Raw genomic sequence first — 12,442 nt, forward strand, 5'->3', positions numbered from 1 at the left:
ACCCCACTCGAGGCGTTCAGAGAAGAGATGATGAAACTGAGATAGCGGATACTGTCGCAACGACCCTTGAGCCATCACGCAAAGCAGTAATGTCACCCATCAGCAAAGCAGAAGTGTCACTCTCCTTGCATACGGTAGCAAGGATGAGTGGACATGGGATGGGTTATGATGAGCGAGCGCGAGTTGAACCGCGTTGAGGTTTTGGCGCAGGTCGATGATGGTCGACTGACGGTAGACAATGCGGCAAACCTGCTGAATCTGACACGGCGGCAAGTGTTCCGACTTCTCAAGCGATACCGGCAGGATGGCGCCTCAGCGATCCGGCATAAGGCGCGTGGCAAAACTCCAAACAATCGTATCCATCATGCAAAGCGCGATTATGCTCTGAGCCTGGTTAAAGAGAATTACCCGGATTTCGGCCCAACACTGGCAGCTGAGAAGCTGGCTGAGCATCACGGGTTCACAGTGTCTCGTGAGACCTTGCGAAAATCTTTCTTCATTTTCTGATGCTGATCAGCCGGTGGCACGGCTGGATCGGTGGAATAAGGGTGGATGTTGCATCGTGTTCGATTAAAGCGATCTCAGTCAAGCGTTTCAAAGTGTGCGAAAATGGATGATCGAAGACGGCATCTGGCTCTCGCGGAAACAGCGCCGGACCTTCCATCAACCTCGCTTACGGCGCGAATGCTATGGTGAGCTGATCCAGATTGATGGTTCGTATGCGCCGTCCACGTCCCATTGGGAATTTCGGTGCCTGCTGGTTGACAGGTTCCAGCCCTTGGTGCGGACGAGCACGTCAGGGAGTCCCGGGCGAGCTCACGGCTTTTGATTGTGCGGCGGCATATCTCAAGGCCACCCTCGAAGCCATCGCTGCAGGTCACCCTGCCAGCCAGCTCGACGTGCTCCTCCCTGGAACTTCAAGCCGTCAAGTTGACAGCCCGGCGCCCGGCAGACGCCGCTTACCACCGTGCAGGGTGTGCCGCTTCACATGCTGCAGCGCTGACTGGGCATGCGCAGCTGTCGACCACGGCGATCTATGCCAATGCCGTCGGCCGCGAGGAGCAGGACATCGCCGCCCGTATATGGCGGTAGGTGACGCGAAGTCACGCCAGCAACGACGAAATGCGAAAAAACTTTCTTCATTTTCTGATGCTGATCAGCCGATGGCACGGCTGGATCAGTGGAATAAGGGTGGATGTTGCATCGTGTTCGATTAAAGCGATCTCAGTCAAGCGTTTCAAAGTGTGCGAAAATGAAAAATATATATTTATCATGTGCTTATAGTTAAAATTTGGGGATGGATGACACTGAGAATCTCGGATAGGGCGCGCCGCTCTCAAGGAGAGCAACGTGACTCAGTATTTCCCACCCAATGACTACCCCCCTGTTTGGCGACCATACGCCCTCACACTAGCTCGGCGTCTGCGTGAAAGCGTCGCCCCCGGACCTGTCGACGAGGTCGAATTCTGGGATGTGGATAGTGGCCGCAAGCGGGATCCGCAGGCGGATGGCATCATGGATACGCATCTTGGCCGCCTCCTCATGCTTTTCCGTATCGCCGCCAGTTTCGGGCCCGAGGAGCGATTTCAGAATCAGGTTCGGCGCCCGGGAGGCGTGACTGTCTGGACCGGCATCAAGCCGCGTGAACTGCCCGGCATCGAGTATCTTCTGAAACATGGCGGGGTGCCTCTCGACATACGGGTCCACACGCGCAGCCCCCATCGGCCGAGTGAGCCGGTCCTGCAACTCTGCAAGCCCGATACGCAGTATTCCGGAGAAGTTTCCACAGCGATGCAGGTGGCATTCGAAAACCGCATCACCGAAGCACTGTCTTTCCCGGCCCCGGTTTTGATCTTGCTGCCTGACGGGCTGGAGCTGTCTGCGTCTCTCAAGCGCATCTTGCCAGAGGCGGAACGCCTCGCGGCTGTTGATCGCACCATCATGCTGACTCTGTTCTGCGAGCTCTACAATCTGTCCGATACAGAGGAGCGGACGACTGTTGCGCACCATCTTCCGGACGATGCAACTTTGGCGCAGCTCGACTACCCGTCAGTGATCATGGCCTTGCGCTCGCCTTCGGCACTCGAAGCTGCCCGCAAGCTACAGAATATGGCACGGCCTGATCGTTCCGTGCGCAAGGACGGCCTCACACTTGAAGAGATCGGCGGCTCGTCAGCCGCACATCGCGCGGCGGCAGCTCTCGTCGCCGATATTCAGGCAGGCAAGCAGGGTGCGGCGCGCTGGTCCGAGATTCCCCGGTCATTGCTGTTCTACGGCGAACCAGGCACAGGCAAGACGGTCCTTGCGCAGGCCATTGCGCGGTCAGCGGACGTGGCGATCGTCATTGCAAGTGTCGGCGAATGGCAGGCAAAAGGCCATCTCGGCGACATGCTCTCTGCTATGCTCAGGACATTCTCCGACGCGGGGGCGCGCCGCCCTTGCATCGTCTTCATCGATGAGGTCGATTCATTTGGCGCCCGTGACAACCGTGATCGGCACAACAGCAACTACCGCCGTCAAGTGATCAACACGCTGCTCCGGGAAATCGACAAGTTCCTTGCGCTCGAAGGTGCCATACTGCTCGGAGCATGCAATGCTTTGGACACCCTTGATCCAGCGATCCGGCGGCCAGGCCGTTTTGATCAGATCGTCGAACTGGGACGACCGCCGCTGGAGCAGATTGTTAATATCCTGCAGAGAGAGCTTTCTGAAGCTATTGATCTGACGTCCCTGGCGCGCCGCTGTGTCGGCCAGACGCCGGCCCAGATCGACGCGACGTTGCGCGCGGCGAAGGCCGCGGCCCGTCGCGAGGGGACCAGGTTCACCACAGAGTATCTCGCAGCGCAGCTGAGTGCCGGGCGGTCGGAGCCCCCCGTCGTCGAGCGCCGGATCGCTGTCCACGAGGCTGGGCATGCGTTGATCACATCGATGTTGCTCGGCACGGCAGCAATCGAACGTGTCGTGGTCGGACAGGAGGACGGACATACGATACGGCGGTCCGCGATCCGCGAGGCGACGCTTGCAGAGTTCGAGCGTGAGATGATGATGCACATGGCGGGCCGTGCTGCGGAGCGCCTTGTGCTTGGAAATGTCAGTGCCGGCGGCGGCGGTGGTCAAGGGAGCGATCTCGCGCAGGCGACCCATCTACAGATGTTTTTCGACCGACAAGCAGGGCTCGGAATTCACGGTCCCGCCTGGCTTGGAGAACCTGATATATCGCGGATCTCCGAGAAGTACTGGGATCGTGTGCGCGTTAAGCTCGAGGAATTCGAGCGAATGGCGGGTGACCTCCTGCAACCGCACCGGAGTCTGCTTGAACGCCTTGCCGCAGAGTTGCTCGTCCGACGCGAGATGAATGCCGAAGAGCTACAGCCTTGGCTGATCCAGCTTAGGAGCTTCAAGTAAACGATGAATATGAACTACAGTTTAGTTTACCCCGACTTAGTTTACCCCGACCAATCTCGCTTGGTCGGGACGGAAAGCATTTCGCCCTCGCAACTCGACGAAGTCCGATACTTTGTCGAGATCGTCGAGCCGATAAAATTCCCTCTGTACCAAAAAACTTGGCCAGGAGTTTTGTACGGGACCGAAGGAGCTTATGCGTTTATCCGCCTGAGCCCACCATGCCTGCGTATCTATGTCGGCGTATCTTGGACGGATTTGCGCGAGCGAGTCCTTAAACAAAAATTCCAACGCCGATGGGCCGATATTGTCCTCCTCTTTGAACTTCCCGGCTTGGGCAAAAAAACACTGGAGTGCCTAGAGACCGGCCTGATGACATTCGGGCAGCGATGGTTGCCCAACGCAATCTGGGACAATGTCAAAGGCATGCCGAGGGGAGAGACGCCTGTAATTTGGAACCCACCGCTTGAGGTCAACTTATTAGCGGGGAAAATCTTCTATCACATATGGTTGCGCGCGCGCTACAGGCATGAAACATCCCCCCGCCTTGAGCTGGCCGCTACACATCAGATGGGAGCACCATCAGAGCGGCTATACGGTCGCCTTCATCAGCAACGAGGGGGGTGGTGCTATCTCCTTCCAGGGTCACGCGTCTCCGCTCATTGTCCAAACCTGAAAGCGATCAGGCTGAACCCTTATGCGCGCAAAACATTCGGAAAATATTACTTTCCCGGGCAAATTAGCGCGCAGCCCGGCTGCCTCACACGACCTGCCGGCTTGGTGGTCGGCGAGGCGATCCAGTTCAGGTCTCCGGCTTCTGCCGCAGATTTTCTGTTTGCAGGGCAGCGTGGAGATGAACGATGGGTCAATATTTGAGCTCTTTGGAGACGTCGGAATTCCTAGCAGAAATTCTACAGCGTCCAGTACACTCCTTCCCGCCTAGGACGGGCAAAATTTCAGGATCTTGGCATCTAGACAGTACATCATCGTTGAAATATATTCAGCAGCGACAAGGTTCTTCAGTGAGCCTCGGGCCCCGACGGTAGAGCGGATCGCCTTAAAGGTCATCTAACATGATTTTTGATTGAGGCTGCTTGCTTTTCGCAGGCACGTCTTGGGCTAACCACGGCCTGATGTGGTCTTGCGAACTCTGTTGGATGACCTGTCAAACTCGGCCTATACAGTCTTTTGTCAGACAAAACTCGGAGTTCGCACTTTATTAATTGTGCGGACGACTGGCTATGACCTACACGACTATTTCTCAAATTGCCCGCCGTTGGCGGGTTGACCGGGCCACGGCCCGCATTGCCTTGGCCGATGCGGAGATCCCAACTTCCGATTTTCACACATCCCCACGCTACCACGTGGGCGAAATTCTGCGAAAAATCGAAAACCTTCCCGATGATCTCCACCACGAGATCGACCTCAAGACTCCTCTCCTGCGTGCCGATGAGCTGGCGGATCACCTGGGCGTGACACCGCAGACGGTGCGCAATTACGGGCAAGCAGGTCGCCTTCACGTCGTGAAGCTCACCAAGCACACCGCCCGCTACATGCTCCCGCCTATGCGAAAATGCAAAAGTGAGACGAAAACTGCCGATCCTGACCAAAGGTGAGGATGTGGCAAAAAGTGAGGTGTACACCACCGTTAGATGTTTTTCGAAACTTTCTATGCTGTACGCCTCACTTTGGAAATATATCAATTATTTGATTGACTTGAAATATGCGTGATGGACACCCTGAAATACATGAAAACAATCGCTGACATGGTCCACTGGATCGAGACCGATAACCCGTTCACACCAGCCTTCCAGAAGAAAGTCCTAGGGTCTGTGCGGAAGATGAAAAAGCTGTCGCACTATGGCGTTCCCTTGGAACAGATCCCGGCGGATCTGGAGGTCTTCGACAAGACCTGGGGCCGCGGCCCCGTGCGACAGCTGCCGGTCGGGTTCAAGTCAACGTCGTCATTCTCGGCTTGGCGATCACAGGTACGTTCCGCTTTGACCGCATTCTTCGGCACCGCCAAACCGGTCACCACCGCCGACCCTGACGATAACTGGTCCAAGCTTATGACAGACCTTGAAACTGCAGGGGTTCCTGCCAAGAAGCTGATTGCCGTCACAGTCCTGGCAAACGCTGCGCGCCAGGAATCTCTTGCCCCGATCGAGGTTTTACACTCGTGGCTCCAGGGTGCTGTGGACAAGGCGGATACGCCGGGTCGCCACCGATCCATCAAGGCTGCAAGCAAGCTGATCTACAAGCACCGAAATGTCCTCTCTGTTGAGACGTCTCCGGATTTTGGAATCCCGGTGCAGAAATCCAGGACGCACTGTCGCCGCCTTGCGCTTCCCGAACCCTTGTCCAGCGAGGCTGAGACCTGGAAACAGACGCGTATCCAGGGAGAACGAAAAGGCCACCGTCGCAAGCGGAAGAGCGCCTGTTCACCTGCGCGCGCAGAGCAGGCGATGCGCGGTGTCAGCTATGTCTACACGGCCATGGTTACCGCAGACCTTCTCCAGCCCGAGCAGGCCCGTTCGGTATCCGAAATGGCCAATCCGGAACTGTTGGCGGAAGTTATTGAGCAAGAATTGAATGGTGAATTCCACTGGGAGCCTTTACAGCCGACAACATTGTTCGAATACGTCAACAACTGGAAGCTCTTCGTTCGCGGCAGCGGTCATGATGCCGAAGCGCTGACCGAAGTCATTAGCGATTTCAGCGAATTCGAAAACGTCAAATCCATGTCGACTTCCCGGCGTAGCTGGTGCGAAGCCTTCCTGCTCGATCACCACAAGCAGGCTGCGTTCTTCAACTTACCAAATGCGCTCTTTCACAAGGCGAAGAAGGCCATGCAGGCCTACGAAACAGGATCCCAGCGTGAAAAGGACGCGGCCATCGCACTGGGGATCGCGGCCTGTGCTGCAGCGATCTGGACCTCGCTGCCCCTGCGGATTTCCACCCTCCTCCAGCTGACTTACGGTGGTGAGAGCGCAGATGTCCAACTCCATGGACGTCGACGCGGCCTTGTGCTGACCACGCCGCCTGACATCGTCAAGAACGGGTACTCCCACCACTACATCACATTGCTTGCGAAGCGTGGTGGAGATCCTCAGGAAATCGTCTCCTGGTTCGCGCACGAAGTACGTCCGCGCCTCTTGGCAGCCCACATCGCCCCTCACCTTCGACAGCCCGATCGGCTTTTTGGCGGGGTGTCCTATGCGCGCCTGCGCTCCATCTGGCGAGATGCCACCCTCAGCGCAGGCGTACCAATGACGCCGCACCAGGTTCGCCACGCCTTGGCGACAATCATGGCCAACCAGCCGGGCGCTGATTACGCGATCATCGCGGCCCTGCTGGGGGACACAGAGGCAACCGTCCGAAAAAACTACGTGTTCGTCGACCAGGCTCGCAAACATGAAGAGGGCCAGAAACTTCTTGCCCAGATCCAGAGTAATGTCCTGATGCGGGGTGCTGCGTGATGCCTGAACGCAAATCCTTGCCCCTGGAACAGTTTCCCCGGAAGTTTCAACTCGCCGTCAAGCGCTTCGAAAAGCCTCGCCGAGGCCGCCGCAGATACTCAAAAGCATCGATCCAGAAAACGATCGTATCCTTTGGCCAATACCTGGCTGTGGTCCAGAAAGCTGGCCTGCCCTTGGAGCTATCCCGCGACGGGCTGTCCGTCTTCATCGACGACCTCGACGCTCGCAAGCTTCGCAACAGCACGAGACTGACCTACCTTTCGGGCGTCCAAGCCATGGCGAAAGAGGTGAAGTATTCTACGGCGGAGCGGCGCCTAATCCTGGAAGACTGCGAAATTTACCGCGAGGCCATGATGCGGGAGGTCCCGACCAAAGTACGTAAGATGGCTGCGCGCCCCATCACTCTGCGAGATGTTGCAAAGGCCGGGGTCAAATGGCGCAAGAAGGCGGGCCAGGCCGACACGATGAACAGGCGGCGAACCTATTTTCAGCGTTCAGCTGTTCTCGCTTTCCTATCCATGGTTCCTCTTCGGATCTCGGATGTCACCGGTCTGATTGTCGGCGAGCAGATTGAGCGTCGTAAAACCGGCTGGTTCTTGAACCTCACGTCTGGAAAATCGGATTATCGTCATAATGGTTCGCTCCATCACAGCTTGACGCCATATCTCGATGACCTGCTGCTATACGGCGACAGCGGGTCAGGGCATCTTCGATACGCTGGACGTATCGGCACGCCCCTCTTCGGCACGGAGATGAACCGGCATCTTTCTTCCCGAACGTTGGCCTACAACTTCAAAGTGGCGACAGGACATGCCCCACATATCGTTCGCACCCTCGTACATGACGCAATGGCAAAACATGGGGCCTATGGCGCCGAACTGGCTCGTATTCTCTGCGGGCAGACCAGCATTCAGATCGCCAAGAGCTACGAGGTCCACGCCCAACGCTTCCGCGCCGAACGGGCGCAGGAGATTCTCAGAAATATCCAAGCGAGGACCTTGCCCAAAAGCCCTCAGCGGCAGTAGCCAGACTTGGAAATTCGGAACCGGACTGCCTAGACCTCTAGCTCGCGATAACCTCCGACGAAATTGTTCGTCGCCAGATCATTTGACTGATGCCAAGAAGATGTCATGCGATGGGACCGCGTACTTGAGCTTGAAGAAGCCCCTGAAAACGTTTTCCTTCGCTCGCCCGAAGGCTGCCATCTTAGCGCAGGAGGTCGCGCCGTAAAGAACCGACACGAAAGCGATGACGAGCAGTTCGCCTAAGTCATGCCGCGCGTTCGCAGCGCGGGGATCGGGGACGTCTTCGAAGGCGGGCAAGAACAGATGCATGACGGTGATGGGATCAAGGAGGACTGTCCACCTTCAGAAGCCATCATGGCCTCAGCCGCAACCCACACCGTTCAGTGCATCGTGGCCATATGCGACTTCCATGTCCCGAAACGGAGTTGGCCTCGTTTCGGGGTCTCTTCGAACCACACAACAAAAAGCTATTGGAGGAGTTTGATGTCGATCTATCCCGTTAAAATTATGCGGCGCAGTTGCCCATTCACTCACTCCACGCCGCAGAGTGGCACCGACCTCTGCAATGGCCGCACCGCACCACCACCAGAACATAAATAACAACCGAAAATGTAACGACCGGTCGTTATGCCCGGTGCGGGTAAGTCGCACCGGCTGTGATCTATTCCCGAGCAAATCCCGCGTCAGTCGATGCGCCGCAGGAAGCCGCCCTTTGCGACGGTGATCAGCAGGCGTTCGTGGATCTCGCTATCGGTCTCGAAACTGTTGCTCTCCTGCAGATAGGACTGCACGGCGGTATAGGGATTATTACCCTTGCCCCAGGGACGGTCCGGATAGGTGTCCTCTTCCATGTCTTCGACCAGAGTGTCGAACACCACGCAGTAGCTGCCGGAGGAAGTGAGCGGGGCATAGGCACGCAGCTCTTCCAGGACGTGTTCATGGGTGTGGTTGCTGTCGAGGCAGACCAGGACCTTCTTGTAGTCGGCCGCGAAATCGTGGACCTGGCTGATGATCTCGGGATCCACCGAGGAGCCCTGGATCATCTCGATCCGCGAGCGCATCGGATGGGCGTCGATGGCGGCGCGGTTGTGGGCGCGGATGTCGATATCGATGCCCAGAACCTTGCGCTTGGAGACCGCCGGATCAAGACTTTCCCCGGCTTCGATGGCATCGACCATATCCAGCATGGCCAGCATCGAGGCGGAGAACACCAGCGAGCCGCCATGAGCGATGCCGGTTTCGATGATCAGATCCGGGCGCAGCTCGTAGATCAGCTCCTGCATGGCGACGATGTCCTGCGGGTACTGAATGATCGGGCGGTCCATCCAGTGGAAATTGTAGGAATACTGCGCCTTGGCGGAGCTGCGCAGGAAATCCAGCGCGGTTGTCTGAATGGTGGGGTTTGCACCCATTTCCTTGATACGGCCGGTAATCTCGGTTTTGAAGTCGGTCATGGTGTCAGTCTCTTGCTCGATAGGGGATCAGATGGGAAGCGGGGCATCGGTGCGGTGGCCGATCACGCAGGGCGGATCATCCGGATTGCCGGGGCGGGCGCCAAAGATCAGCAGATCCCGGCGGCCGTATTGGTCGGCGATGCTTTCGGCCAGGGCGCGCACCGAAATGCCGGTGCCGCTGCAGATATTGCTGATGCCGCTGCGCGCGGACAGGGCATCCTGAACCAGCAGGGCGGCGGCGGCATCGACATCCATAAAGTCGCGGATCTGTGTGCCGCTGCTAAGCTCCAGCGGACGGCCTTCGGCCAGATGCGCATGCAGCGAGGCGACCAGCCGCCGGGGGTCCTCTTCCGCTCCGTGCAGATAGAACAGCCGCGCCCAGAGAAAGGAGACACCGGCTTGCGGCAGCGCCGCTTGCAGAGCGGTTGCGCAGGCCGCCTTGGCGGCGGCATAGGGCGACTCCGGCGCCAGCGGCGTGTCCTGGAAGGCCTGGCCTCCGCTCAGATCGTATTCCAGGCAGGTGCCGAGCCCCACGAAACGCGGCACCCCGGCCTGCCGGGCGCCTTCGGCCAGAGCCATGGTGCCGGCTACACAGTGCAGATTCTTGAGCGAGGTCTGGTATTTGCCCGGCTCCGCATACCAGGCCATGTGCAGCACCAGATCATAACCGCGGGCAGTTTCCGCCCACCAATCGGCGGGTTGCGCAAAGAGATCCTCGACCTCGACGACGCGGTCCCGGGGATCCGGGGCACAGATGCGCCCGGCCGAACCCTTCCGGATGACATGACACAACTCATGGCCGCCTTGGCGCAGCTGCCGTGTAACAGCGCGGCCGACAAATCCGGTGGGTCCAGTCAGAAGGATACGCATCATTGCTGCCCGCAGCCTCTCTTCATACGAATTTCTGCTCCAGCTGGGTGCCCGTGACATGCGCCAGCGCGCGGTGCCGCGCGGCGTCGCACAAGGCTTCCTCCTCGCAACCGAAATCGAGGACGACATCCCGCTCGGTGATACCCTCGGCCTCGGTCACGCGCCGGACCGGCAGGATGGTGAAGGTCTTGAGCTGCTGCAAAGAGGCCTCCGGGTAATCTCCGATGACCGCGACCCCCTCGGCCCGCAGGGTCTCGGGCAGTTTGACACAGGCAAAATAGAGCGCCGCCGTACTGCGGATCTGCGCCATCGGAACAGGCAGGTTATCGACCTGCCCCAGCCCGCGCAGCCGCGCCGCCAGCGCATAGTTTTCCAGCGGGTCGGCGCCCAGATTCACCCGCAGCCGCAGCCCCGTGAGCATGCGTTCGATCGGGTGAATCCGCAGATAGTTGGCAACCATATCCGGCTTGGTTAGACCGCCATGGGTCAGGGCCAGACCATAGAGAACCTCCAGGCCACCGCGGTAGATGTCCCAGGCGCTCATGACATCGCGGAACCCCAGCTGCGAGCGTGTATCGCCTTCGAAGTGACGACTGACGGAGATATAGAAGGGGTCCTTGGCATAGATCAGATCCCCCGCCCCCAGGTATTCGGCAGGAATGGTGAAGGCCCAGAATGCAATATCGGTGGCGATCGGGTGCAGGGCGCGGAAAGCCTCTCGGCGCAGGATGCAGATTTCCGAGTAGATGCGGTGTTCTACGATATGCTCCAGCAGCTGGGCATATTTGCCCTGACCAATGGTGACATCGCGCGGCTGGCTGTAGAATTGCGCTTGCACCTCGCCGGTGACCAGATCCTTGATCTGCCAGGGGGCATAAAGACCGCTGGCGGAGGGGGTGGCCTCCAGCATCGCAATGGCACTTTGCAGAGCCTCGGGCTGTAGCCGGTCGTCATCCGCGAGATAGACGAGATACCTGCCCTTGGCCGCGCTCATCACCGAATGAATGTTCGGCACCGCCCCGATGTTTGTCTCCTGCCGGAAGGTTCGCAGAGGCAGCCGCTCCCGCGCCGCCTCCAGCACAGCCTGGGTGCTGTCTTCGGAAGCATTGTCAGAGACCAGAACTTCGGTTTCAAAGGGCAGCTGCGGCAGGATCTTCTCCAGATGCGCCAGCACCGTCTCCAGATATCTGGCCCGGTTGAATGTTGGAATGCAGATACTGAGTTTCAGGTCTGACATACGTGAAGTTTCCTGTTCGAATGTGCTGGGGGTCCGGCTGCAAAGCCGGAAGTCAAAGAGAGAGAGGCCAGACAGGCCGGTTCCAGGGTCACGGTACGGGACAGTCGCCAGACACTGCCGCGCGTATCCTCATGCGGCTGCGGCCGGTAGTGAAAGGCGCCAGGCAGGGACAAGGCGGACAGAAGCGGATCTGACATGGGTCAGGTCCAGGTCTTCCAGGGCGCCTGATCACTGTTCCACAGGCCTTCCAGATAGGTCTTGTCGCGCAGCGTATCCATCGCGCTCCAGAACCCGCGGTGCTTGTAGACCGACAGCTGCCCCTCCTGCGCAAGGTTCTGCATCGGCCCCTTTTCCCAGATCGTCTCTGGTCCTTCGATCTGATCCAGCACCGAGGGTTCGCAGACGAAGAAGCCGCCGCTGACCCAGTGGTTGTCGCCCGCCGGTTTTTCCACGAACCCGGTGGCGGCGCTGCCGTCCATCTCGATGCTGCCATAGCGGCCGGTGGGTTGCACTGCGGTGACCGTTGCCTGACGGCCTTCGGCAAAGTGAAAGCCAAGCAGGCTGGTCAGATCGACATCGGAGACCCCGTCGCCGTAGGTCAGGCAGAAAGTCTCGTCCAGATACGGCCGGGCATAGGCCAGGCGGCCGCCGGTCTGGGTCAGCTCACCGGTGCTCAGCATGGTGATACGCCAGGGCTCGGCGGAGTGGTTCAGGATATTGAACTCTCCGGTGCCCAGATTGACGCTCACATCTGCATTATAGAGCAGGTAGTTGGTGAAATATTCCTTAATCATATGGCCCTTGTAGCCACAGAGGATGACGAAATCCGTCAGCCCATGGGCGCTGTAGGACTTCATGATGTGCCACAGGATGGGTTTGCCGCCGATCTCCAGCATCGGCTTTGGCCGCAAGTGGGATTCTTCGCTGATCCGGGTGCCCAGGCCGCCGGCCAGAATAACAACTTTCATGCACTTG

General features: G+C 58.5%; 10 protein-coding genes and 1 pseudogene. 6 read left to right on the top strand and 5 right to left on the bottom strand.

What is annotated here, in order from left to right:
- Positions 1-153 precede the first annotated feature (153 nt).
- The 6 genes and pseudogenes from SM765_RS20545 to SM765_RS20575 all read left to right on the top strand — a co-directional run.
- Positions 154-490: pseudogene (locus SM765_RS20545) on the top strand (helix-turn-helix domain-containing protein); the annotation flags it as partial.
- An 860-nt stretch (positions 491-1,350) separates the two neighbouring features.
- Positions 1,351-3,405 carry an AAA family ATPase gene (locus SM765_RS20555; RefSeq protein ID WP_368981779.1) on the top strand — a complete coding sequence of 685 codons (2,055 nt, stop codon included), beginning with the start codon at positions 1,351-1,353 and terminating at the stop codon, positions 3,403-3,405.
- 3 nt (positions 3,406-3,408) lie between these two features.
- Positions 3,409-4,278, top strand: coding sequence for a hypothetical protein (locus SM765_RS20560; protein WP_368981780.1), 870 nt, complete (start codon positions 3,409-3,411; stop codon positions 4,276-4,278).
- A gap of 365 nt (positions 4,279-4,643) precedes the next feature.
- Complete coding sequence (locus SM765_RS20565; RefSeq protein ID WP_274840122.1) at positions 4,644-5,018, top strand: hypothetical protein; 375 nt, start codon at positions 4,644-4,646, stop codon at positions 5,016-5,018.
- A 114-nt stretch (positions 5,019-5,132) separates the two neighbouring features.
- A complete protein-coding gene (locus SM765_RS20570) occupies positions 5,133-6,881 on the top strand; it encodes a site-specific integrase (RefSeq protein WP_368981781.1) in 1,749 nt (582 codons plus the stop codon).
- Positions 6,881-7,906: a hypothetical protein gene (locus SM765_RS20575; RefSeq protein WP_368981782.1), complete on the top strand. Its 1,026-nt coding sequence runs from the start codon at positions 6,881-6,883 to the stop codon at positions 7,904-7,906. Before SM765_RS20570 ends, SM765_RS20575 begins: the two co-directional genes overlap by 1 nt.
- Before the next feature lie 78 nt (positions 7,907-7,984).
- Here SM765_RS20575 and SM765_RS20580 read toward each other — a convergent pair whose 3' ends face one another.
- The 5 genes from SM765_RS20580 to rfbF all read right to left on the bottom strand — a co-directional run bounded on the left by SM765_RS20580 (position 7,985) and on the right by rfbF (position 12,435).
- Positions 7,985-8,215 (bottom strand): transposase family protein, encoded by a 231-nt coding sequence (locus SM765_RS20580; protein ID WP_368981783.1) that lies wholly within the window; start codon positions 8,213-8,215, stop codon positions 7,985-7,987.
- A gap of 374 nt (positions 8,216-8,589) precedes the next feature.
- On the bottom strand, positions 8,590-9,360 hold the full coding sequence (locus tag SM765_RS20585; protein WP_368981784.1) for a cephalosporin hydroxylase family protein: 771 nt from the start codon (positions 9,358-9,360) through the stop codon (positions 8,590-8,592).
- A gap of 27 nt (positions 9,361-9,387) precedes the next feature.
- Positions 9,388-10,233: an NAD-dependent epimerase/dehydratase family protein gene (locus SM765_RS20590; protein ID WP_368981785.1), complete on the bottom strand. Its 846-nt coding sequence runs from the start codon at positions 10,231-10,233 to the stop codon at positions 9,388-9,390.
- A gap of 19 nt (positions 10,234-10,252) precedes the next feature.
- Entirely contained in the window at positions 10,253-11,467 is a 1,215-nt protein-coding gene (locus tag SM765_RS20595) for a glycosyltransferase family 2 protein (protein WP_368981786.1), read from the bottom strand.
- A 200-nt stretch (positions 11,468-11,667) separates the two neighbouring features.
- Positions 11,668-12,435 carry a glucose-1-phosphate cytidylyltransferase gene (rfbF, locus tag SM765_RS20600; RefSeq protein WP_116560461.1) on the bottom strand — a complete coding sequence of 256 codons (768 nt, stop codon included), beginning with the start codon at positions 12,433-12,435 and terminating at the stop codon, positions 11,668-11,670.
- Positions 12,436-12,442 lie beyond the last annotated feature (7 nt).

Source organism: Pseudophaeobacter sp. 1A09344, from assembly GCF_041008745.1.
Lineage (GTDB): Bacteria > Pseudomonadota > Alphaproteobacteria > Rhodobacterales > Rhodobacteraceae > Phycobacter > Phycobacter gallaeciensis_A.

Bases quoted from the DNA above. Each gene is read 5' to 3' on its own strand.
- SM765_RS20560 (WP_368981780.1), top strand. From the start codon at position 3,409: ATGAATATGAACTACAGTTTAGTTTACCCCGACTTAGTTTACCCCGAC.
- SM765_RS20565 (WP_274840122.1), top strand. From the start codon at position 4,644: ATGACCTACACGACTATTTCTCAAATTGCCCGCCGTTGGCGGGTTGAC.
- SM765_RS20570 (WP_368981781.1), top strand. From the start codon at position 5,133: ATGGACACCCTGAAATACATGAAAACAATCGCTGACATGGTCCACTGG.
- SM765_RS20575 (WP_368981782.1), top strand. From the start codon at position 6,881: ATGCCTGAACGCAAATCCTTGCCCCTGGAACAGTTTCCCCGGAAGTTT.
- SM765_RS20580 (WP_368981783.1), bottom strand. From the start codon at position 8,215: ATGCATCTGTTCTTGCCCGCCTTCGAAGACGTCCCCGATCCCCGCGCT.
- SM765_RS20585 (WP_368981784.1), bottom strand. From the start codon at position 9,360: ATGACCGACTTCAAAACCGAGATTACCGGCCGTATCAAGGAAATGGGT.
- SM765_RS20590 (WP_368981785.1), bottom strand. From the start codon at position 10,233: ATGATGCGTATCCTTCTGACTGGACCCACCGGATTTGTCGGCCGCGCT.
- SM765_RS20595 (WP_368981786.1), bottom strand. From the start codon at position 11,467: ATGTCAGACCTGAAACTCAGTATCTGCATTCCAACATTCAACCGGGCC.
- rfbF (WP_116560461.1), bottom strand. From the start codon at position 12,435: ATGAAAGTTGTTATTCTGGCCGGCGGCCTGGGCACCCGGATCAGCGAA.